We start from the raw sequence: 20,843 nt of genomic DNA on the forward strand, positions 1-20,843 counted from the left end.
TCAGCCCATGGTTTTCTGGCCGTCGATGGACTCGCGGATGATGTCGGCGTGGCCGGAGTGCTGGGCGGTCTCGGCGGCGATGTGCAGGAAGACGCGGCGGACGGACCAGAAGACGCCCGGGGGTTGCCAGGGGGCGGCGGGGAGCTCGTAGGCGGTGTCCAGGTCGAGGGTGCGGACGAGGTCCTCGGTCGCGGCCGCGACCTTCTCGTACTCGGCCAGTACGTCGGCCAGCGTCTCGCCCTCGGTGAGGCGGAACTGGTTCTCCCACTCGGCGATCACCTCAGGGGTGAACTCGATCTCCGCGGGCACCTCGTCGCCACCGCCGCCCTGGGCGAACTCGGCCCACTTCCGCTCGACCGCGGTGACGTGCTTGATCAGGCCGCCGACCGTCAGCGCGCTGACGGTGCTGCGGGTGTTCGCCTGCTCGTCGGACAGGCCTTCGGCGGTGTACCGCAGGAAGTACCGGTGCTTCCCGAGGAAGTCCAGAAGATCGGCCCGCTCACCGGTCACACTCTGCTGCTCGTTCGCTGTCATGCTTCGAGCCTAGAAGAGTTGGCGGCCAGTTCATGTCCGCTACTCGATCAATCCGAGACTCGACGGCGTTGCCAGGGTTAGGGTGGCGTGGGGCCGCCCGAAGCCGTTGTACACAAGGGTTTCTCGAAGCGAGGGGGCAACACCGTGGGTACTGTCACGACCAGCGACGGGATCGAGATCTTCTACAAGGACTGGGGCAGCGGTCAGCCGATCGTGTTCAGTCACGGGTGGCCGTTGTCGGCCGACGACTGGGACGCGCAGCTGCTGTTCTTCCTGCAGCAGGGGTACCGCGTCATCGCCCACGACCGCCGTGGGCACGGCCGGTCGACGCAGACCGCCGACGGGCACGACATGGACCACTACGCCGACGATCTCGCGGCCGTCGTACAGCATCTCGACCTGCACGACGCCATCCACATCGGCCACTCGACCGGCGGCGGCGAGGTCGCCCACTACCTGGCCCGGCACGGCGAGTCCCGGGCCGCCAAGGCCGCGCTGCTCTGCGCCGTACCGCCGCTGATGGTGAAGACCGACGCGAACCCGGAGGGCCTGCCCAAGGAGGTCTTCGACGACCTCCAGGCGCAGCTGGCCGCGAACCGGTCCGAGTTCTACCGCGGGCTGGCGTCCGGCCCGTTCTACGGGTTCAACCGGCCCGGCGTGGAGTCGTCCGAAGCGGTCATCGCCAACTGGTGGCGGCAAGGCATGATGGGCGGCGCGAAGGCGCACTACGACGGCATCGTGGCGTTCTCGCAGACCGACTTCACCGAGGACCTGAAGAAGATCACCATCCCGGTCCTGGTGGTGCACAGCGAGGACGACCAGATCGTCCCGTACGTCGCCTCCGGCCCGAAGTCGGCCGCGTTGCTCAAGAACGGCGTGCTCAAGACCTACAAGGACCTCCCGCACGGTCTGCCCACCACCCACGCCGACACACTCAACGCGGACCTGCTGGATTTCCTCCGGTCCTAGGACCCATCGCTGTCAGTGCTCATCGGGTAGCCGGTGGCAACCATCGTCCGGTTGCCCCGGCATCCCTTTACCTGCAGGGATTCGCGATCTAGTACTGCGTTCCTCCCGGGCGTACTGTGCTGGAACAGTCCACTCGAAGGAGCGTGCGACTCATGCGGAACCTGTTACGCAGTTGCGCCGTCCTGGCCGGCCTGGCCCTGCTGGTCACCTCGACCGCCCCCGCCGGCGCGATCGTCGGCGGCGCGCCCGACAACGGAGAGCACCCGTACGTCGGTCAGTTGCTGTTCTACGTCCCGGACGCGATCGACCCGCGGTTCGAGGATCCCGGCGCCTGGTTCAACTGCACCGGCACCCTCATCGACGCGGACACGGTCGTCACCGCCGGCCACTGCACGTTCGCGGTCGGTGTCGAGGGCGAAGTCCCGGACAACCCGCTGTTCGGCGGTACCGACGTGTGGTTCTCGGTGTCCGAGGCGCCGGACTACTCCGTGCTGCCACCGAGCTCCACGTTCGTGCCGGATCGCAACGACGAGCGGTACGAGACCTGGTCGGCGATCCTCGACGCCAGCAGTGAATGGGCCGAGGCGGAGTCGACGTTCACGCATCCGGAGTACGTCGACGAGGTCTTCCTGCTGCACGACCTCGGCGTCGTCGAGCTGTCCGAGCCGATCGAGCTCGACGAGTACGGATCGCTGCCGTCGCCCGACTACCTGGACCGGTACGCCGGGAAGGCCAAGCAGCGCGCTCTGTTCGAGTCCGTCGGGTACGGCCTCGAGGACAGTGGACCGAAGTTCTCCCTCGGCGGCGACACCCGCCGGAAGGCGGACCGCCGGCTGATCAGCTTCAGGGGCGCGTACGGCCTGCGCGACATCGCGGTGATGTTCTCGCACGCTCAGGGCGGATCCACCACCGGAGGAACGTGCTTCGGCGACTCGGGCGGTCCGACCTTCGACATCACCTCGCCCGCGATCGCGGAGCAGAACATCATCGTCGCGGTCACGTCGTTCGGCCTGAACTACAACTGCAATGCCAGCGGCAGCTACCGCATCGACCAACCCGACGACCTGGCGTTCCTGCTCGATCCGGCCGGGTCCTACTGATCCACACCAGCAGACAGCCCGGGGCGTTCAGGCCCCGGGCTGTCGTTCGGTCGGGTGTTACGAGATGGCTGTCAGGTTGAAGGCGAACCTGGCGGTGGAGTCGGCGATGGCGTCGGCGTTGACGTCCAGCGCGGTCAGGTTCGGGTTGGCGATGGTGTCGCACGCCTGGTGGTAGCAGACGTCGTACGCGACGCCCGCCGTACCGCCGAACAGGACTGCCTCTTCCGCTGTCTTGATGCCCTCGGCGCCGGTGAAGATGCCGCCCGCCGGGATGCCGGCCGCGATGAACGGGCCGTAGTCGGACCGGCCGTCGAAGTCGGTGCCGACGGTGGCCAGGTTGCGGCTGGTGAAGAACGCCTCGAGCTGGTCCTCGATCTGCGCCGAGCCGGGCGGTCCGGCCGGGAAGCCGGTCGCGTCGGAGTCGTCACCGTCGTACAGCTTGTAGGCGTAGTTCGGCGAGGCGACCATGTCGAAGTTCAGGTAGACCCTGATCTTGTCCCGTTCGGCCTGGGTCAGGCCTTCGACGTACTGGTCGGAGCCGAGCAGGCCGACCTCCTCGGCCGCCCAGAACGCGAAGCGGACCTTGTTCTTCACCGGGAAGTTGTTGATCTGCAGCGCGGTCTCGAGGATGGCCGCCGTACCCGAGCCGTTGTCGTTGATACCCGGTCCGGCCTCGACGCTGTCGAGGTGGGCGCCGATCATGACGACATTGTTCGGGTCGCCCTTGCGGCTCTCGCCGATCACGTTGTGGTCGGTCCCGAGGGTCAGCGTGGAGTCGACCTTCAGGTGGACGACCGCGCCCGGGGTGTTGGCGAGCTCGTTGCCGACGGCGAAGCTGGCGAAGACCATCGGCACGCCGGCCCGCCACTCGCCGATGTCCAGCGGGAACGGATCGGTCCGGCCCGGCTGGCCCTCGTTGAAGATGATGATCCCGCCGGCCTCGGCGAACCCGGCGTTGCGCACCTTGGTGGCGAACGGGCAGGTGCCGCGCTGGATCAGCGCGATGTTGCCGGGGACGAACCCCGCGAAGTCGGACATCTCGCAGCCGCTGGTCGACGTCGGTGTCGGCGTGGGCGGCAGGGTCACGTCTACTGCCTGCACCGCCGCGGTCACGTCACCCGCAGGCGAGGGCTGGAAGGTGAAGAGGTCGACGCCGGGCGTGTAGGTCTTCTGCGTCGGCGCGGTCAGCTCCAGGACGGGTGGGCTGTTCTCCACCCAGCTCTCGACGAAGTTGATCGGGTCGAGCGTGACGCTGTACCCGGCCTGTTCCAGCTGGGCGGCGACGTACGCCGCCGACTGGTCGTAGCCCGAGGTGCCGACGGCCCGGTTGCCGCCGTTCTGGTCGGCGATCGCCTGTAGTGCGACCATGTGCTTCTGGGCGTTCTGCCCAGTGACCTTCTTGGTCAGGAGCTTGGCGTACGTCTCCTCGATCGGGACGGCCCCTGCCGGTACTTGTTGGGCTGCGACCAGAGCAAGGGCCGCAGCGAGACTGATTGCGCCGATGGCGCCACGACGGAACACACGCATCGTTCCCCCACAAGCGAGTAGACCAATCCCCCAGGCCTGACGCCCTGGCAATGTAACCCGGCCGGCTGCATGCGACCAGAGGTCAGCTTTCCGGAAGTGGAACGTCCGGAACCTGTTCTACCGTGAGGACATGGGGTTCATGGACGAGTTGACCGGGAAGCATCTCGAGCGGGTGGATCTGAGCGGCGCGCTGCTGCGGCACGTCGATCTGCGCAACGCGCGGTTCGACCAAGTGACATTGACCGGGACGCGGATGCGTGGCGTGGAGCTCGGCCATGTCACGATCGACGGCGACATCGAGAACCTGGTCATCAACGGGGTCGACGTCGCGCCGTACGTGTACGCCGAGCTCGACCGCCGCTACCCGGACCGGGCCAAGATGCGGCCCACCGACCCCGAGGGGTTCCGGACGGCGTGGGACATCCTCGAGCGCCTGTGGGACGGGACGGTCGCGCGCGCCCGGTCGCTGCCGCCGGAGCGGCTGCACGAGAGCGTCGACGGCGAGTGGTCGTTCATCCAGACGCTGCGCCATCTGTTGTTCGCCACGGATTCCTGGGTACGGCGGGTCATCCTCGGCGACCCGCATCCGTGGGACGCCCTCGACCTCCCGTTCGACGGGATGGGCGACGTCCCGGGCGTGCCGTGGGATCGCGCCGTCCGCCCGGACCTCGACGAGGTGCTTGCCTTACGCAAAGACCGGATGGCGACCGTACGGCGCTACCTCGACGAGCTGACTGTGGACCGGCTCGACGCGCACACGACTCCCGTCTCCGAACCCGGCTGGCCCGGCCCCGACCGCTATCCGATCCGCGAGGTCCTCCTCCTCATCCTCAACGAGGAATGGCAACACCGCCTCTACGCCGAACGCGACCTCGACGCCCTGTGAGGGGACACGTCTGGTTGCTGGGAGCAAGCTCTCGGTGACGGGCCAGGTTGCGCTTTCGGGCAAGGTGTTTTGCGAGGGGTTGCGGTGCGGCGGTCGTGGGGTGACCGTCGGGTCAGGGGTGGTCGTGATGTTGCTGGTGGTCAGTGGGACCGGGGAGCTCGGCGGGCGGGTTGTGCGGTTGTTGCTCGCCCGGGGTGCTGACGTGCGGTGCCTGGTCCGGGCGGGGTCGGACGGCGCGCGGCTCGAGGAGCTCGGGGCGAAGGTCGTTCGTGGGGATCTGACGGATCCGCGGAGCCTGGTCGAGGCGTGTCAGGGTGTCGAGACGGTGGTCGCGACGGCGACCGTGATCAACCGGCGGCTGGCCGGGCTACCGAGTCCGTCGATCCGCGACGCCGACGAGTTGGGGATGGCGTCGCTCGTCCACGCGGCCGAGTCGGCCGGCGTAGAGCGCTTTGTCTACATGTCGTTCCCGGGAGTGGAGTCCGCCCTCGGCACGCCGCTCGAGAACGCCAAGCTGGCCACGGAGAAGCGGCTCGAGCGGTCGAGTCTGCGGCGCGTCGTCGTACGGGCGGATGCCTTTCACGAGATCCATCTCGCGCCGCCGGCCCGGTTCGATCTTGCCGCCGGCAAGGTGTCGGTGATCGGCAAGGGTGACAGCAAGCAGCGGTGGATCAGCACCGATGACGTGGCGGCTCTCGTGGCAGCGCTGGCGGTCGAGCCGGATCCACCGGCGGTGGTCACGGTCGGCGGGCCCGAGGCGCTCAGCAAGAACGAGGTGATCGCGATCGCGGAGGAGCTGACGCACCGCAAGCTGAAGGTGCAGCGGATGCCACGCGGCGTCGCCCGACTCGCGATCCGGATGCTCAACAAGCGCAAGGACGGACTCGCGTCGGCGTTCGGCGCGGGCCTGCTCCAGGATCTGCGCGCGGCCGACTGGGACGACGAGCCCTTACGTCAAAGGGGAATCATGCCACGCTCGACCACCGACTACCTCCGCGAGCAGGCCCGCCGCCTGCCTTAGCCGGCCGTCGACTGCAGCGTGTCCGCGTGGCGGTGGAAGACCTTCCACTCGCCGTCCTCCCGGCGGTAGAGCTGCGTGACCCGGAGCGTGTACCTGCGCGGCTCACCCTGCACGCTCGCCGCCGTGTGCTCGTAGCCGACCGTGTACGCGAGGTCGCCGGACACATCCGCCGAGATCACCTCGTGCGTGTACGACGTGCAGTCGGCGAAGCTGTCCTCCAGCTTCCCGAAGACCTAGCGAGCCTGGAACAGGCCGGTGGCTTGGTACGCGTCGTACAGCTCAAGGGCCAGTCGGGTTGGGGGATGCAGGTCTTCGGGGGGCTCGGCGAGGAAGGCGAGGGCGGTGACCTCGGACGGGTCTGCCGTCAGGTCGCCCGTCCAGCGGCGGGCCTCGAAGCACAGGGCGAAGCAGTGCAGGACGTCGCCGTTGGGGTAGGTGAGGGTGTGGAGGTCCGCCTCGGAGAGCGTGGCGAAGGGGACGAGGTCGTCCTCGGCGACCGACAGACCGGTTTCCTCCTGCAGTTCGCGTGCGGCGGCGCGGCGGAAGCTGTCGCCGGGTTCGGCTGCGCCGGCGGGGAGTTCCCAGCGGCCGGTGTCGCGGCTTCGCTGGAACAGCATTCGGTCGGCGTCGTCCACCACCAGGACCTGGGCGCCCGGCATCAGCAACAGCCGGGAGCCGACGTGCTGCCGGAGCTCCCACAGATAGGAGCCCTCGTACGCCGTCATGTTCCAACTCTAGGAACTTAAGGACAGGAGGTGTGCGCCGTGGCGGGAGGATCCGGGCGGCGACCGAGCGTGGGACGGGCTGGGATATCGGAGTACCTCCTGTCGTTCTGCACCCGATGAGAGGGTTGAGGGGTGAAGAAGCGTGCGGGGACTTTGTTGGCGGTGGGGCTGGCGCTGGGGCTGGGGTGGGCGGTCATGGTTAGTGCCGCGATGCCCAGTTGGTTTGATCCGGATGAGGCATGTGCGATGCGGTTCGGTGGGGCGGACAGTGCTGGGGTGGACGTAGAGACCGGTTGGTTCCCGCCGCGCGCGACCTGTGATTTCGGGGGCGGGGATGTGCGGGACTTCATCTCGCCGACCAAGTCGGTGGTGTTCTCCGTGACCGGCGTCCTGATCGCGATCCTGCTGGCCGTCGGGCTGATTCTGACGGTACGGCGACTGAGCGGCGACCCCGGTCCGACCAGGACCGCGGACGGCGTCGACCTGGGCAAGCGGCGGCGCACCCACCTCATCTTCGGCACCCTCGACATCGCAGTCGTCGTCGCCGTACTGACGGCGGGCAACGTGATCGCGATCATCCTCGGCGACCTCCCCGGCGGGATCCTGTTCGGGCTCGCCTCGGCGGCCGGCCTCAGCGCGCTGGCCGCCGTCCTCGACCGCCACACCGGCCCACTCCCGAGTACGGCGCTCGACCAGCGCCGGCGCGGCACCGCAGCCGGCCTGATCGTCCTCGGCGTGATCTTCGCGGCGACCGCGATCACCGGGCAGATGCCGTTCCTCCGGCTCTGGTGCGTGCCGCTGGCCGCGGCGACGTACGCGGCCGTCACCGCCGTCCAGTGGTCCCGCCTACCCCACTACAAACGGGACCACCGGACGGCGCATCACTCAACCCGCTGAGCTGTCCGGCCAGCCGGGGAGGATGTTCTGGTTGAGGTGGAACACGTTCTCGGGGTCGAACTCGCACTTCACCCGGGACAACCGGTCGTAGTTCTCCTGCCCGAACCCGGCGACCACCCGGTCCTGGCCCTCGTTCCCGATGAAGTTCAGGTACACGTACCCGGTCGCCCACTCCTGCAGCTCGGCGCACAGGTCCCGCGACCACTGCCGCCCGCGGGCGTCGTCCGCCGGATCGGACCACAGCCCGAACGGGTGCACCACCCACGCCGCCTTCCGGTGGGGCAACGGCCAGTCGTCGGCGCCCCGCAGTACGGCGCCACCCCACGGCAGCGCGATCTGCTGGGACGGCGACGGCGCCGGCATGTCCTCCGACCGGTCGCAGAACAGCTGTACGGCGGGATCCGGGAACGACGCCAGGTGCTCGGCCGACCAGTAGTTGCGATACCCCGGCGGATCGTCGAGGGCCGAGTTCAGCTCGGCGTACGGCAGCTCCGCGACGAACTCACCGGCCGGACCGAGCGCGAACATCGGCGCGAACGCGTCCCGCGCCTCCGCCTCGGGCCCGGCGTACATCGCCCCGGCCGCCACGATCCGCTGCCCCTGCAGATGCTCCGGCACGAACGGCTCCGGCGGCCCGGTCAGGTAGAGCACGCCGCCGCCCAGGTCCTCGGACGCCCCGGCCTCGATCATGTCCCGGTACGCGCGGGTCACCGCCGGACCGGCCTCGGCGGGCCAGAGCAGCATCGCCAGCGTGGTCGTCGGGAGCTCCTCCAGGCGGAAGGTCAGCGACGTGGCGACCCCGAAGTTGCCACCGCCGCCGTGCAGCGCCCAGAACAGCTCCGTGTTCTTCGTCTCGTCGGCGATCAGCAGCCGGCCCTCCGCGGTGACGAGCTCGACCGAGACCAGGTTGTCGCAGGCCAGCCCGAACTTCCGCTCCATCCATCCCGACCCGCCGCCGAGGGTCAGGCCCGCGACCCCGGTCGTCGACACCCGGCCACCCGTGGTCGCCAGGCCGTACGGCTGGCAGGCCCGGTCGAAGTCGGCCCAGGTCGCGCCGCCGCCGACCCGGGCGATCCGCGCGTCCGGGTCGACCTGGACGCTGTTCAGCCGGCGCAGGTCGACCACCAGGCCGCCGTCGCTCACGCCGGTCCCGGCGACACTGTGGCCGCCGCCCCGGACCGCGATCTCGAGCTCCCGCGCGACGCCGTACTTCACCGCCGCCACCACGTCGGCCGCGGACTCGCACTGCGCGATCATCGCCGGCCGCTTGTCGATCATCGCGTTGAAGACCGTCCGGGCATCGTCGTACGCCGGATCCCCGCCGGTCAGCACGACGCCGCCGAAACCTTCCGGTCTCGCCCCCGCCGGCCGCTCGATGGTGTCGGACATGGTCGTCCCCCCTCGCTGCTCAGCCCACCCCAGCTGCCACCGCCGATCGTGCGCCCGGAGGCGGCCCGGGGTCAACCACTCGATCCCTTACCTGCCGATGACACGATCCCTTGTCCACCAAGGGTTTCTCCGCGGTCACGACTCGGAACCGCGGGCGACAGGGCCTAGGGTGGATGTCATGGATGCAACCGTGATCGGTGGAGCCGGCCAGGTGCTGACCGACGACGAGGTGACCAGCTTCATCGGCGATGCGTTGAGCGGGGCCGGGCTGGAGGGGCGCAGCGTCTGCGTGATCGTCCCGGACGCCACCCGCAGCTGCCCGCTTCCGCTGCTGCTGAAGGCGGTCCACCAGGCCCTCGACGGCCGGGTCGCCAAGCTCACGATTCTGGTTGCCCTGGGCACCCACGCGGAGATGACGCCGGATCAGCTCCGCACCCACCTCGGCGGCGAGTACGACGGCGTCCTCAACCACGAGTGGTGGAAACCGGACACCTTCGCCGACCTCGGCACGATCCACGCGGACCGGGTCGGCGAGATCTCCGACGAGATGCTCCGCGACGAGGTGCCGGTGAAGCTCAACCGCGCGGTGGTCGAGCACGACGTCGCCCTCGTCGTCGGCCCGGTGTTCCCACACGAGGTGGTCGGCTTCTCCGGCGGCAACAAGTACTTCTTCCCCGGCGTCGCCGGTCAGGAGGTCATCGACTTCTCGCACTGGCTCGGCGCCCTGATCACCAGCTCGAGCATCATCGGCACACCCGGAATCACCCCGGTCCGGGCGCTGATCGACGAGGCCGCCGCGATGATCCCGGCGGAGAAGCTCGCCCTGTCGGTGGTGGCGCAGTCGGGCACCAACGCCCTGCACGCAGTCGCGTTCGGCGACACGGTCTCCTCGTGGCGCGCGGCCGCGGAGATCTCTGCGCAGACCCACGTCCGCTACCTCGACCACCCGGTCAAGCGGGTCGTGTCGGTGATGCCGCCGAAGTACGCCGACATCTGGACCGCGGCGAAGGGCTTCTACAAGGTGGAGCCGATCGTCGCCGACGGCGGCGAGGTCATCCTCTACGCGCCGCACGTCACGCAGCTGGCCGCGATGCACCCGGAGATCGAGGAGATCGGCTACCACTGCCGCGACTACTTCCTCGGCCAGTGGGACCGCTTCCGCGACCTGCACTGGGGCGTCCTCGCGCACTCCACGCACCTCCGCGGCGCGGGCACATGGGACCCGGCGACCGGCGAGCACCTCCGGGTCCATGTCACGCTCGCGACCGGCATTCCCGAGGACGTCGTACGGCGGGCCAACCTCGCCCATCTCGACCCGGCCGACGTCGACCTGGAGGCGTACGAGAAGGACCCGGACACCCTGGTCATCCCGAACGCCGGCGAGATCCTGCACCGCCTCAGGCACTAGCCGGGCCACGTGACTCGTCGGTAACCTACGCAGCTATGACTGAGGCTGAGGTCGTCATCGTCGGATCCGGGTTCGCCGGGCTGTGCATGGGGATCAAGTTGCGGCAGGCGGGCTGCGAGAACTTCGTCATCCTGGAGAAGGCCGAGCAGCTCGGCGGCACCTGGCGGGACAACACCTACCCGGGCTGCGCCTGCGACATCCCGTCGTACCTCTACTCGTTCTCGTTCGAGCAGAACCCGCGCTGGACCCGGATGTTCGCGCCCTGGGACGAGATCCTCGCCTACCTCGAGCACTGCGCGGACAAGTACGGCGTCGCCGAGAAGATCCGGTACGGCGCCGAGGTCACCGAAGCCGTGTTCGACGAGGCCGCCGGCCGCTGGACCGTCACCGTCAACGACGCCGAGACGATCGAGACCCAGGCCCTGGTCGCGGGCGTCGGCAGCCTGCACCAGCCCAAGCTCCCGCAGATCCCGGGCCTCGACACCTTCGCCGGTACGGCGTTCCACTCGGCGCAATGGGATCACTCGGCGGACCTGCGCGGTCGGAACGTGGCCGTGATCGGGACCGGCGCATCGGCGATCCAGTTCGTGCCGCGGATCGCCCCCGAGGTCGCGCAACTCGACGTGTACCAGCGGACGCCACCGTGGATCACGTCGAAGCCGGACCGCCCGATCGGCCCGTGGGAGCGGCGGCTGCACGAGCGCTTCCCGGCCGGCCAGCGGGCGATCCGCAACGCCATCTACTGGGGACTCGAGGGCCGCGGCGCCGGGTTCGCGGGCAACCCCAAGCTGATGAAGGGCCTCGAGCTCCAGGCGAAGCGCCACCTGCACAAGCAGGTCGCCGATCCCGAGCTGCGGGCCAGGCTGACCCCGGACTACCAGATCGGCTGCAAGCGGATCCTGATCTCGAACGACTACTACCCCACCCTGGCCCGGCCGAACGTGGACCTGGTCACCACCCCGATCGCGCGGATCACGCCGACCGGCGTGGTGACCTCCGACGGGACCGAGCGGGCCTGCGACACGATCGTGCTCGGCACCGGGTTCGACGTCTCGGCCAACCTGACCCGGATGCCGATCCTCGGCAAGGACGGCGTCGACCTGGCCGACCACTGGAAGCGCGCCGGCATCGGCGCCCACCTCGGCATCACCGTGGCCGGCTACCCGAACCTGTTCCTGCTGGTCGGCCCGAACACCGTCCTCGGACACTCGTCGATGGTCTTCATGATCGAGGCCCAGGTCCGGTACGTGATGCAGGCGCTGCACCTGCTGCGGCGGCGCGGAGCGTCGTACGTCGAGGTCCGCGAGGAGGCCCAGGAGCGGTTCGTCGGCGGGATCCAGGGTGAGCTCGGCGACACCGTCTGGCAGTCCGGCTGCACCAGCTGGTACCTGGACGCCGCGGGCCGGAACTCGACCATCTGGCCGGAGTGGACCGTCTCCTACTGGCGCCGCACCCGCCGCCTCGACCCCGCGGACTTCGTGCTGGTCCATTAGGGGTTTCCCCGCACTCCTGAAGTAGGAGCAGGGGCGTGCGGGGGTACGACCTTGGGATGAAGGCAAGACCGGTCCTCGGGCCGATGTCCGGACGGCTGCGCCGAAGGATTCTTGAGGCATGGAAATCCTTCAGATCGCCGGCGCAGCGGCCATCGTGATCGGCATCGTGGTCACGGTCCTGCTCGCCATCGTGCCTTCGGTCGTGGACCGGTAAGGCTCCCGCGTCGGAGTCCGGCGGACTCCGGTGTGAGGGTCAGTCGGCGGACAGGTGGACCAACAGGTCCTGCCGGGTCAGCACGCCCACCGGCTTGCCGTCGTCCAGCACCATCAGGGCGTCCCGATCCTCGAGCAGCTGCACCGCCTTCGCGACCGGCTCACCGGCGCCCAGTGACGGCAGCGCCGGATCCATGTGCTGCTCGACCATGTCGGCCAGCCGCGCCTTGCCGGAGTACAGGGCGTCCATCAACGTCCGCTCCGACACCGCGCCGGCCACCTCGGCCGCCATCACCGGCGGCTCGGCCCGGACCACGGGCATCTGCGAGACGCCGTACTCCCGCAGGATGGCGACTGCCTCGGCGATCGTCTCGTGCGGGTGGGTGTGGACCAGCGGCGGCATGCTGCCGTCCTTGCGGGCCAGGATGTCGCCGAGTGTGGTGCCCTGGCGCGCGCCGAGGAAGCCGTACTGCGCCAGCCAGTCGTCGCTGAACACCTTGGTCAGGTAGCCGCGGCCGCCGTCCGGCAGCAGCACGACGATGACGGCGTCCGGGTCGTCGAGCTCATGGGCGAGCCGGATCGCCGCCGCGGCCGCCATCCCGGCCGAGCCGCCGACCAGCATGGCCTCCTCGCGGGCCAGCCGCCGGGTCAACGCGAACGAGTCCGCGTCCGACACCTCGATGACGCGGTCGCAGATGGTCTTGTCGTACGTCTCCGGCCAGAAGTCCTCACCGACGCCCTCGACCAGGTACGGCCGGCCGGTGCCGCCGGAGTAGACCGAGCCCTCCGGGTCGGCGCCGATGATCTGCACCTTCCCGCCGGAGACCTCCTTCAGGTACTTGCCGGTGCCGCTGATCGTGCCGCCGGTGCCGACGCCCGCCACGAAGTGCGTGATCTTGCCCTCGGTCTGCTCCCACAGCTCCGGGCCGGTGGTCTCGTAGTGCGAGCGCGGGTTGTTCTGGTTGGCGTACTGGTTCGGCTTCCAGGCGCCCTCGATCTCGCGGACCAGGCGGTCGGAGACGTTGTAGTACGAGTCCGGGTGCTCGGGGGCCACGGCGGTGGGGCAGACCACGACCTCGGCGCCGTACGCCTTGAGCACGTTGCGCTTGTCCTCGCTGACCTTGTCCGGGCAGACGAAGACGCACTTGTAGCCCTTCTGCTGGGCCACCATCGCCAGCCCGACGCCGGTGTTGCCGGAGGTCGGCTCGACGATCGTGCCGCCCGGCTTCAGGTCGCCGGAGGCCTCGGCCGCCTCGACCATCCGGACCGCGATCCGGTCCTTCACCGAACCGCCCGGGTTGAAGTACTCGACCTTGGCGAGTACGAGGGGCTTGGCCCCGTCCGTGGTCTTGCCCAGCTTCACGAGCGGGGTGTTGCCGACCAGGTCCAGGAGTGAGTCTGCGTAGCGCACATCTTTACTGTAGTGATACGCGCGCCGTTCCCCTATTTTCACTTGCGCTGTCGTGACTGCGTGTAATCCTTGACTCATGAGTAGAGCCCGGGCAGCCAAGAAGCTGGCCCAGGCCGCAGCTTTCGGGGGCGGGGGACTCGGACTCATCGGTGCCACGTTGTACGGCGTACTGACCGCTGAGGCCGAGTATGCGAAACGCGTGATCGGACCGATGCGCTACTACCCGACTCCGGGCGACGGTCTGTTCGGCCGGTATCCAGGACATCCGATCACGTTCGCCATCCTCGGCGACTCCAGCGCGGCCGGCTACGGCACCGAGTCACCGGAAGAGACACCTGGCGTCCTGCTGGCGTCCGGTCTCGCCGAGCTGGCCAGGCGCCCGGTGCGCCTGGTCGACGTGGCGAAGACCGGGGCCAAGTCGTCCGACCTGGCCGCGCAGGTCGACGCCGCGCTGCAGGCGGGGCCGCACGTCGCGGTCATCCTGATCGGCGTCAACGACGTGAAGTCGAAAGTGCCGCCGTCGACCTCGGTTCGGCTGCTCTCGGCCGCAGTCCGCAGGTTGCGGGCCGCGCACTGTGAGGTGGTGGTGGGCACCTGTCCGGACCTCGGCGCGGTCCGGCCGATCATGCCGCCGCTGCGGCAGGTCGCCCGGTCCTTGAGCCGCCGGCTGGCCGCCGCTCAGACCATCGCAGTGGTCGAGGCAGGCGGCCGAACTGTGTCCCTCGGGTCGCTGCTCGGCGAGGTGTTCCGGACCAACCCGTCGATGTGGGGGCGGGACAACTTCCACCCGTCCGCCATCGGGTACGCCGCCGCGTCCGCCGCGCTGCTGCCGTCGGTGGCGGCCGCGATGGGGGTCGGGCCGGAGTCGTTCGTGCACCCGGAACAGTTCCGGGGCGAGGCGATCCTGCCGATCGCGGAAGCCGCCGTACAGGCTGCCAAGACGGCCGGCACGGAGGTCGCGGCCACCGAGGTCGCCGGGCGCGAGCGCGGTCCGCGGGGCCGCTGGGCGACGCTGCGGCATCGGCGCCGGCACCCGAAGGCGGAGGTCGAGCGGGTCGACGAGGACAGCTCCGAATCGCAGGACGCCGTACCGGTGTGCCAGTAGGTTTACGCCGTTGTGCGTCCGCTGAGGGCTACTTTCATGACGAGAGTCTTGCCTAGCGACGGCTGTGTGGTGCACAGTCGATAACTACGCGGTACCCCGATGACGGGAGGCGAAGATGGGCTTGAACCACTCCGAGGAGACGCACCAGCGTTTGGTGGAGAGGGTGCCCGGGTGCACCGGACGCGAGATGACCGAGTGGTTCCAGCTGATGAACGACGGACCGTCGTTCCTGCGCTTCGACGACAGAGTGAGATGGCTATCCAGCGAGTACGAGCTCGCGCACGGGCACGCAACCGCCATCGTCCACGAGTACGACCTGCGCCGAGCGCACCGCCGAATGGGCTGACGAGCCGAACAGGAGTCTGATACAGAAGACCTGCCCTTTCAGGTGGAGGGGCAGGTCTTCCTCGTTCCAGCCCAACCGCACCACCCCGCGACACCCGCCTCGCGAACGCTCGGATACCACACCGGCCTGACCTCACCGGCCACCGCAGCAAGCAACACCAGGCAACCGGTCGGCTGCATCACCGACTGGGGAGCCTCAGGACCACCCAGTGATTTTCAGTGAGAACGCCGAAAGGCCGGCCCACCTGGGCCGGCCTTTCGGGTCATGCAGTGTGATCAGTCGCCGCCGCGCAGGATTGCGAGGATGCGGAGCAGGTTCCAGTACAGCCAGACCAGGGTGACGGTCAGGCCGAACGCGGCCCGCCAGGCCTCGTTCTGCGGGGCGCCGTGCTTGACGCCCTGCTCGATCATGTCGAAGTCGAGGATCAGGTTGAACACCGCCAGGCCGGCACCGAGTGCGGCGAACACCAGGCCCATCGCGCCGAAGCCGCCGATCCCGGAGTTGAAGCCGAACAGGCTGGCGATGAAGTTGATCAGGATCACGCCGGCGAAGCCCATGGTCGCGATGATGACCATCTTGGTGAACCGCGGCGTCACCTTGATCGCGAAGTACTTGTACGTCGCGAGCGTGAGACCGGCCGTCACCATCGTGGCGAGCACCGCCTGCACGATGATGCCGGAGTCACCGACCCAGTTCGCGATGAACTTGCTGCCGATCCCGAGGAACACACCCTCGGCCGCGGCGTACACCATCACCAGCGCGGGGTTGACCCGGCGGGAGAAGGACAGCACCAGGCCGAGCGCGAACGCCAGCAGGGCACCGGCCAGGAACGCCGGGGTGACCAGGGTGGTCGGAATCGCGAACCAGGCGATCGCGGCGACGAGCACCACGACGCCCAGGGTGGCGGCGGTCCGGACGATCACGTCGTCCATCGTCATGGGGCGGCTTCCGGCCGGCGCGCCTTGGTACTGCTGGGGCGGCACACCGGGTCCGCCGTACTGGCCGGGCTGGCCGTAGGGACCCGGCTGACCGTACGGAGCGGCCCCCGGATAAGCCTGGCCTTGGCCAGGCGCGAACGCACTCGACCGGTTCAGGACCGGGTTACTGCTCTGCATCGTCATCCTCCTGGTAGCCCTCATCCGGGGCCGTACAGTGATACTACGGTCCCACCCTTAACAACTGCTGAGGAACAGTCACCTGTTCCCCAACCGAAACCGCCTATCCGGCAAACGGTTGCACAACTCAATCGGTTGCCGATCGATCCAGCGCCGGCAACCGCTCCCGGACCGTCATCACAGCCCCGTTCCACACCCACCGAACCCGGTTCTCACCTGCGAATGATCACGTACGGACGGCAGGCAGCGCCAGGTGGTTTGTGGGTGTTGTGGATACGGGTCGGCGTCGTACCTGGGTGGGCAGGTACGACGCCGGGGCCGTGGCCACCCGGGACGTGGTGCTCCCGCAGGCCAGCTAGGGGTGGAGGGACTGATGGGTGGAGAGGGCGGCGCCGACCTGGTCGGCGAGGGCTACGGCGACCTGGCGCTGCTCGAGGTCGGGGCGGGCGATCCGGGCCGCCGCGGTGAGCAGGAAGCGGCCGCGGACCTCGCCGGCGTGCTGGACGGCGAGCTCGATCTCGGCGTTCGTCGGCAGGCCGTCGCGCTCGACCTTCAGCACCCGCCCGCCGCGCGTCACCGTGCCGTCCGCGTTCAGTACCGGCGCACCCGAAAGTTTGCCACCAGCAACGAACCTGGCCCCATCGATCCCGAGCACGGCGGTCAGCTCGGCCCGCACCTGGTCGATCAGCTCGTCGGTTGACCCGCCGGCCGCGACCGCCTGCGAGGTGGTGATCACACCGTCCAGGTACCCGCGGTGCCGCGACGCCCGAGCTTGTTGCCGCCGGCCCCAGATCGCGATCTCGGTGACCGCGGCGCCGATCACCACCAGCAGCAGAGTCGTCTCGATGTCGTCGCGATGCCGGATGTCGAAGGAGTTGTACGGCACGGTGAGGAAGAAGTCGAACCACACCGCACTCGACACCGCCGCCAGGATCCCGGCCGGCCGAACCCCGAACGCCGCGATCGCAACGATCACGACCACCAGCAGCAGCGCGAGGTTGGCGTTGTCGAAGTTGTCCCGAAACGGAATCAGCAACGCACACACCGCTGGTGGCACCACCACAGCCGCCACCAGCACCGGATTGCGGTAACTCTCCACCCCTCCATTCACCCTCCCCACCCACCCCCGATCAACCTTTCTCACAGACGTCTATCAACACCCCCCGAAAACCCATAGAGCATCCCCACCCCACCCAAGTAACTTGACGACCCGTGGACCAGCACCGGATTCGCCCAGCAGCGCCCGACGACGTCGGCTTCCTCGCCGACGTCGTCCTGGCGGTGAGCGAGGGGCGTCTGGCGGCGGACTTCGACGAGCCGCAGTGGCGGGCCGACTTCACCGCCTGGACGCTCGAGTCGCTGGCAGGCACCTCGGTCATCGAGCTGGACGGCGACCGCGTCGGCAGGCTGCGGGTCCGCCGTACCGCTGAGTCCATCGAGCTTTGTGGCATCCAGATCCTGCCCGAGGTGCAGCAGCGTGGGATCGGTACGGCGATCATCGCCGCGCTGCAGGCCGAGGCGGCGGCGACCGGCGTACCGCTCGGGCTCGGGGTCGAGAAGACCAACCCGGATGCCCGCCGGTTGTACGACCGGCTCGGCTTCACACAGGTCGGCGAAGAGGGCAACGAGGACAAGCTCCGCTGGAGCGGACGAGAGGAGACGGGTGTGGGTGAGTTGTGGGGTGTGGAGGTGGCTCGGCGGTATGACACTCCGGGGACGGGGATGTTTGCGCCGGAGGTGTTGGGGCCGACGGTCGAGCGGCTGGCGGGGTTGACCGGGGATGGCAGGGCGCTGGAGTTTGCGATCGGGACCGGGCGGGTTGCGGTGCCGTTGGCGGAGCGCGGCGTGCCGGTGAGCGGGATCGAGTACTCACCCGCGATGGTCGACCAACTGCGGACCAAGGTCGGCGAGGACGCGATCCCGGTCGTCATCGGGGACATGGCGAGCGTGCGGGCGCCCGGCGAGTTCACGCTGGTCTACCTGGTCTTCAACACGATCTCCAACCTGCTCACCCAGGAGGCGCAGATCGAGTGCTTCCGGAACGCGGCCCGCCACCTCTCCCCCGGCGGCGCCTTTCTCATCGAGCTCTGGGTGCCCGAGCTCCGCCGCCTCCCGCTCGGCTCGCCGGCCACCGTCGGCATCTCCGAGCCCGGCTACATCCTGCTCGACACGTACGACGTACTCGACCAGCAGGTCGTCTCCCACCACTTCCATTTCGACGCCGAAGGCACCCGCGCAGAGCTCTTCCGCACCCCGCACCGCTACATCTGGCCCGCCGAGCTCGACCTGATGGCCCAGCTGGCCGGCTTCACCCTCGAGTCCCGCCACGCCGACTGGTCAGGAGCCCCCTTCACCGCCGACTCCCCCTCCCACGTCTCGGTCTACCGCCTGAGCGAGTAGGTCAATCGCGGGTCAGTTGGGTGAGGACTGAGGAGTCGAGGTCGCCCCAGGACTCGGCGATCTTGCCGTTGCGCAGGTGGTAGACGGCGAACTCGGGCGCGGTGATCACCCGCCCGGTCGCCGGTACGTCGAGGAACGTGCCGGAGTGTGTCCCGGTGTCGATCAGGTGGGAGGACAGCCAGTCACCGTCGACGAGCAGGTGCTGGATCTCCCAGTGGTAGTCCGGGAAAGCGTCGACGACCGACCGCAGTCCGGCGGCGTACCCGGCGAGCCCCGTCACACTCCCGTTGACCCGGACGTCCGCCGCGACGAACTCCCCGAGCTCCTCGAACCGGTGCTCGTTGCACCTCTCCAGGTACCGCCGGTAGAAGGCTTTCATCGCCTCATCGTGTCACCATCGGTACATGACGAATCCCTCTGGAGAGGGAGCATTCCGGCAGGTGAGATCACCCCTCAGAGGGTTTGTGAAAGTTTTCACGAGTGCAGTAACCTGAAGTAGACATGAAGTCGGAGATCCACTCAGGGAGAGTGAACCGCATGACAGCCCAGGTGCCGCACATCCTCGTCGTCGGAGGCGGTTACGTCGGGATGTACACCGCGTACGGACTACGTCGCGCGGCCCGGAAAGGCAAGATCCGGGTCACCGTGGTCGACCCGCGGTCGGTGATGACCTACCAGCCGTTCCTGCCCGAGGCGGCGGCCGGATCCGTGGAACCGCGGCACGTGGTGGTGCCGCTGCGCAAGACGCTGAAGGGCTGCCGGGTGGTGACCGGCCGGGTGACCGGGATCGACCACGCGAACAAGGTCGCCAAGGTGATGCCCGAGGAGGGTCCGGAGTACGAGCTGGCCTACGACCAGGTCGTGGTCGCGCTCGGCTCGATCGCCCGGACGCTGCCGATCCCCGGCCTGGCCGAGGAGGCGACCGGGTTCAAGAACGTCGAGGAAGCGATCGCGCTGCGCAACAAGGTGCTGGACCGGCTCGACGTGGCGTCGTCGCAGCCCGACCCGGCGCTGCGCAAGTCCGCGCTGACCTTCGTCTTCGTCGGCGGTGGGTACGCCGGTGTCGAGGCGTTCGCGGAGCTCGAGGACATGGCCCGCTACGCGACCCGGTACTACGACAACATCAACCCCGACGACCTGCGCTGGGTGCTGGTCGAGGCGACCGGACGGATCCTGCCGGAGGTCGGCGAGGAACTGGGCAAGTACACGGTCGACCAGCTGCGCAAGCGCAACATGGACATCAAGCTGGAGACCCGGCTTGAGTCCTGCGAGAAGGGTCACGTGATCCTCAGCGACGGCGAGGAGTTCGACGCCGACACGATCGTCTGGACCGCCGGCGTGAAGGCGAACCCGGCGCTCGCCGCGACCGACTTCCCGCTGGACGAGCGCGGCCGGGTGAAGTGCCTGGCGAACCTGCGGATCGAGGGTGTCACGGACGCGTGGTCGGCCGGAGACAACGCCGCCGTACCCGACCTGACCAGCGAGCAGCCCGGTGCGTACTGCGCCCCGAACGCGCAGCACGCGGTCCGGCAGGCACGGATGCTGGCCGACAACATCCTGCGCGTGGTCGACGGCAAGACGCCGGAGGACTACCGGCACAAGTACGTCGGCTCGGTCGCGAGCCTCGGCCTGCACAAGGGTGTCGCCCAGCTGTACGGCGTGAAGGTCAAGGGCTGGCCAGCCTGGTTCCTGCACCGGACCTACCACGTGTCCCGGGTCCCCACCTTCAACCGGAAGGCCCGCGTCATCCTGGACTGGACACTGGCGCTGTTCTTCCGCCGCGAGGTGACCAGCCTCGGCAGCCTGCAGATGCCGCACGAGGAGTTCCGCCGCGCGACCCGGTCCTAGCCGGTACTACGTCCACATGTTCAGGGCTCGAGGGTCTTGAACATGTGGACGTCCTCGTTGCCGCCCGGGATTCCGCGGGTCCGGCCGGTCTCGACGTACCCGTGCCGCTGGTAGAAACCCGGCGCCTGGAAGGTGAACGACGAGACGGCGATCCGATCGCACCCGCGCCGCCGAGCCTCGGCCTCGGCGGCCTGCAGCATCTTGCTGCCCCAGCCGTCCGTCCGGCTGTCCTCGCGGATCCACACCATGTCGATCCCGCAGAGACCGCCCCAGGTCCACGCGGCCAGTCCGCCGACCAGCTCACCGGTGTCGTCTGCGATCTTGATCGAGAACGAGCCGCGGTCTGCGGCGCCGGTGGCAGCGGTGTTGAAGTCGTCCAGTTCCCGGCTCAGCCGCTGCTCGAGCTCCGCGTCGTGTCCACCGACGGTCAGGTTCGCGTTCACGCCGCCGAGTATG

21 protein-coding genes are annotated in these 20,843 nt (G+C 68.9%); 11 read left to right on the forward strand and 10 right to left on the reverse strand.

The annotated features are described in order from the left end of the window. A complete protein-coding gene (locus ACIBGM_RS21890) occupies window positions 1-534 on the reverse strand; it encodes a DinB family protein (protein WP_360534133.1) in 534 nt (177 codons plus the stop codon). A gap of 144 nt (window positions 535-678) precedes the next feature. Here ACIBGM_RS21890 and ACIBGM_RS21895 point away from each other — a divergent pair, with 144 nt between their 5' ends. Both ACIBGM_RS21895 and ACIBGM_RS21900 read left to right on the forward strand, forming a co-directional pair. Further along, window positions 679-1,503: an alpha/beta hydrolase gene (locus ACIBGM_RS21895; protein WP_360534136.1), complete on the forward strand. Its 825-nt coding sequence runs from the start codon at window positions 679-681 to the stop codon at window positions 1,501-1,503. 152 nt (window positions 1,504-1,655) lie between these two features. Further along, entirely contained in the window at window positions 1,656-2,603 is a 948-nt protein-coding gene (locus ACIBGM_RS21900; RefSeq protein WP_360534139.1) for a trypsin-like serine protease, read from the forward strand. A 57-nt stretch (window positions 2,604-2,660) separates the two neighbouring features. Here ACIBGM_RS21900 and ACIBGM_RS21905 read toward each other — a convergent pair whose 3' ends face one another. Next, window positions 2,661-4,130, reverse strand: a complete 1,470-nt coding sequence (locus ACIBGM_RS21905) for a M28 family metallopeptidase (RefSeq protein WP_396386584.1) — start codon at window positions 4,128-4,130, stop codon at window positions 2,661-2,663. A gap of 130 nt (window positions 4,131-4,260) precedes the next feature. Between ACIBGM_RS21905 and ACIBGM_RS21910 the strand changes: the two genes are divergently transcribed. Next, window positions 4,261-5,016: a DinB family protein gene (locus ACIBGM_RS21910; RefSeq protein ID WP_360534143.1), complete on the forward strand. Its 756-nt coding sequence runs from the start codon at window positions 4,261-4,263 to the stop codon at window positions 5,014-5,016. 127 nt (window positions 5,017-5,143) lie between these two features. Next, on the forward strand, window positions 5,144-6,037 hold the full coding sequence (locus ACIBGM_RS21915; RefSeq protein ID WP_396386585.1) for an SDR family oxidoreductase: 894 nt from the start codon (window positions 5,144-5,146) through the stop codon (window positions 6,035-6,037). Here ACIBGM_RS21915 and ACIBGM_RS21920 read toward each other — a convergent pair. Together ACIBGM_RS21920 and ACIBGM_RS21925 are read right to left on the reverse strand one after the other, a co-directional pair. Next, window positions 6,034-6,258 (reverse strand): nuclear transport factor 2 family protein, encoded by a 225-nt coding sequence (locus ACIBGM_RS21920; protein ID WP_396386808.1) that lies wholly within the window; start codon window positions 6,256-6,258, stop codon window positions 6,034-6,036. The genes ACIBGM_RS21915 and ACIBGM_RS21920 overlap by 4 nt on opposite strands. 12 nt (window positions 6,259-6,270) lie before the next feature. Next, window positions 6,271-6,762, reverse strand: a complete 492-nt coding sequence (locus ACIBGM_RS21925) for an NUDIX domain-containing protein (RefSeq protein ID WP_396386586.1) — start codon at window positions 6,760-6,762, stop codon at window positions 6,271-6,273. A 276-nt stretch (window positions 6,763-7,038) separates the two neighbouring features. On the opposite strand from ACIBGM_RS21925, the gene ACIBGM_RS21930 reads away from it, so the two are divergent. Next, a complete protein-coding gene (locus ACIBGM_RS21930; protein WP_396386587.1) occupies window positions 7,039-7,659 on the forward strand; it encodes a hypothetical protein in 621 nt (206 codons plus the stop codon). On the opposite strand, the gene ACIBGM_RS21935 is transcribed toward ACIBGM_RS21930, so the two are convergent. Then, on the reverse strand, window positions 7,648-9,048 hold the full coding sequence (locus ACIBGM_RS21935) for an FAD-binding oxidoreductase (RefSeq protein WP_396386588.1): 1,401 nt from the start codon (window positions 9,046-9,048) through the stop codon (window positions 7,648-7,650). The genes ACIBGM_RS21930 and ACIBGM_RS21935 overlap by 12 nt on opposite strands. Before the next feature lie 178 nt (window positions 9,049-9,226). Between ACIBGM_RS21935 and ACIBGM_RS21940 the strand changes: the two genes are divergently transcribed. Beyond that, window positions 9,227-10,456 carry a lactate racemase domain-containing protein gene (locus ACIBGM_RS21940; RefSeq protein ID WP_360534153.1) on the forward strand — a complete coding sequence of 410 codons (1,230 nt, stop codon included), beginning with the start codon at window positions 9,227-9,229 and terminating at the stop codon, window positions 10,454-10,456. Window positions 10,457-10,491: 35 nt separating this feature from the next. Continuing rightward, the gene (locus tag ACIBGM_RS21945) at window positions 10,492-11,949 is read left to right on the forward strand and encodes a flavin-containing monooxygenase (RefSeq protein ID WP_396386589.1); all 1,458 of its coding nucleotides are present in this window, start codon (window positions 10,492-10,494) and stop codon (window positions 11,947-11,949) included. A gap of 253 nt (window positions 11,950-12,202) precedes the next feature. Here ACIBGM_RS21945 and ACIBGM_RS21950 read toward each other — a convergent pair whose 3' ends face one another. After that, window positions 12,203-13,573, reverse strand: coding sequence for a cystathionine beta-synthase (locus tag ACIBGM_RS21950; RefSeq protein WP_396386590.1), 1,371 nt, complete (start codon window positions 13,571-13,573; stop codon window positions 12,203-12,205). Between the two features lie 76 nt (window positions 13,574-13,649). Between ACIBGM_RS21950 and ACIBGM_RS21955 the strand changes: the two genes are divergently transcribed. Both ACIBGM_RS21955 and ACIBGM_RS21960 read left to right on the forward strand, forming a co-directional pair. Further along, a complete protein-coding gene (locus tag ACIBGM_RS21955) occupies window positions 13,650-14,678 on the forward strand; it encodes an SGNH/GDSL hydrolase family protein (RefSeq protein WP_396386591.1) in 1,029 nt (342 codons plus the stop codon). Window positions 14,679-14,793: 115 nt separating this feature from the next. After that, window positions 14,794-15,024, forward strand: coding sequence for a DUF4287 domain-containing protein (locus ACIBGM_RS21960; protein ID WP_360534161.1), 231 nt, complete (start codon window positions 14,794-14,796; stop codon window positions 15,022-15,024). Between the two features lie 275 nt (window positions 15,025-15,299). Here the strand turns inward: ACIBGM_RS21960 and ACIBGM_RS21965 are convergent, their stop codons facing one another. Together ACIBGM_RS21965 and ACIBGM_RS21970 are read right to left on the reverse strand one after the other, a co-directional pair. Further along, entirely contained in the window at window positions 15,300-16,139 is an 840-nt protein-coding gene (locus ACIBGM_RS21965) for a Bax inhibitor-1/YccA family protein (protein ID WP_360534163.1), read from the reverse strand. Window positions 16,140-16,494: 355 nt separating this feature from the next. Beyond that, window positions 16,495-17,238: a DUF4118 domain-containing protein gene (locus ACIBGM_RS21970; RefSeq protein WP_396386592.1), complete on the reverse strand. Its 744-nt coding sequence runs from the start codon at window positions 17,236-17,238 to the stop codon at window positions 16,495-16,497. Between the two features lie 113 nt (window positions 17,239-17,351). Between ACIBGM_RS21970 and ACIBGM_RS21975 the strand changes: the two genes are divergently transcribed. Next, window positions 17,352-18,539 carry a GNAT family N-acetyltransferase gene (locus ACIBGM_RS21975; RefSeq protein ID WP_396386593.1) on the forward strand — a complete coding sequence of 396 codons (1,188 nt, stop codon included), beginning with the start codon at window positions 17,352-17,354 and terminating at the stop codon, window positions 18,537-18,539. Window position 18,540: 1 nt separating this feature from the next. On the opposite strand, the gene ACIBGM_RS21980 is transcribed toward ACIBGM_RS21975, so the two are convergent. Then, window positions 18,541-18,918: an ester cyclase gene (locus ACIBGM_RS21980; protein WP_396386594.1), complete on the reverse strand. Its 378-nt coding sequence runs from the start codon at window positions 18,916-18,918 to the stop codon at window positions 18,541-18,543. A gap of 158 nt (window positions 18,919-19,076) precedes the next feature. On the opposite strand from ACIBGM_RS21980, the gene ACIBGM_RS21985 reads away from it, so the two are divergent. Then, on the forward strand, window positions 19,077-20,387 hold the full coding sequence (locus ACIBGM_RS21985; protein ID WP_360538514.1) for an NAD(P)/FAD-dependent oxidoreductase: 1,311 nt from the start codon (window positions 19,077-19,079) through the stop codon (window positions 20,385-20,387). 20 nt (window positions 20,388-20,407) lie between these two features. Here ACIBGM_RS21985 and ACIBGM_RS21990 read toward each other — a convergent pair whose 3' ends face one another. Beyond that, on the reverse strand, window positions 20,408-20,830 hold the full coding sequence (locus tag ACIBGM_RS21990) for a GNAT family N-acetyltransferase (protein WP_360538512.1): 423 nt from the start codon (window positions 20,828-20,830) through the stop codon (window positions 20,408-20,410). Window positions 20,831-20,843 lie beyond the last annotated feature (13 nt).

Source organism: Kribbella sp. NPDC050470, from assembly GCF_044458365.1.
In the GTDB taxonomy this organism is placed as follows: domain Bacteria; phylum Actinomycetota; class Actinomycetes; order Propionibacteriales; family Kribbellaceae; genus Kribbella.

Bases quoted from the DNA above. Each gene is read 5' to 3' on its own strand.
- ACIBGM_RS21900 (WP_360534139.1), top strand. From the start codon at position 1,656: ATGCGGAACCTGTTACGCAGTTGCGCCGTCCTGGCCGGCCTGGCCCTG.
- ACIBGM_RS21940 (WP_360534153.1), top strand. From the start codon at position 9,227: ATGGATGCAACCGTGATCGGTGGAGCCGGCCAGGTGCTGACCGACGAC.
- ACIBGM_RS21910 (WP_360534143.1), top strand. From the start codon at position 4,261: ATGGGGTTCATGGACGAGTTGACCGGGAAGCATCTCGAGCGGGTGGAT.
- ACIBGM_RS21915 (WP_396386585.1), top strand. From the start codon at position 5,144: ATGTTGCTGGTGGTCAGTGGGACCGGGGAGCTCGGCGGGCGGGTTGTG.
- ACIBGM_RS21890 (WP_360534133.1), bottom strand. From the start codon at position 534: ATGACAGCGAACGAGCAGCAGAGTGTGACCGGTGAGCGGGCCGATCTT.
- ACIBGM_RS21935 (WP_396386588.1), bottom strand. From the start codon at position 9,048: ATGTCCGACACCATCGAGCGGCCGGCGGGGGCGAGACCGGAAGGTTTC.
- ACIBGM_RS21965 (WP_360534163.1), bottom strand. From the start codon at position 16,139: ATGCAGAGCAGTAACCCGGTCCTGAACCGGTCGAGTGCGTTCGCGCCT.
- ACIBGM_RS21985 (WP_360538514.1), top strand. From the start codon at position 19,077: ATGACAGCCCAGGTGCCGCACATCCTCGTCGTCGGAGGCGGTTACGTC.
- ACIBGM_RS21980 (WP_396386594.1), bottom strand. From the start codon at position 18,918: ATGAAAGCCTTCTACCGGCGGTACCTGGAGAGGTGCAACGAGCACCGG.
- ACIBGM_RS21955 (WP_396386591.1), top strand. From the start codon at position 13,650: ATGAGTAGAGCCCGGGCAGCCAAGAAGCTGGCCCAGGCCGCAGCTTTC.
- ACIBGM_RS21960 (WP_360534161.1), top strand. From the start codon at position 14,794: ATGGGCTTGAACCACTCCGAGGAGACGCACCAGCGTTTGGTGGAGAGG.
- ACIBGM_RS21905 (WP_396386584.1), bottom strand. From the start codon at position 4,130: ATGCGTGTGTTCCGTCGTGGCGCCATCGGCGCAATCAGTCTCGCTGCG.
- ACIBGM_RS21925 (WP_396386586.1), bottom strand. From the start codon at position 6,762: ATGACGGCGTACGAGGGCTCCTATCTGTGGGAGCTCCGGCAGCACGTC.
- ACIBGM_RS21945 (WP_396386589.1), top strand. From the start codon at position 10,492: ATGACTGAGGCTGAGGTCGTCATCGTCGGATCCGGGTTCGCCGGGCTG.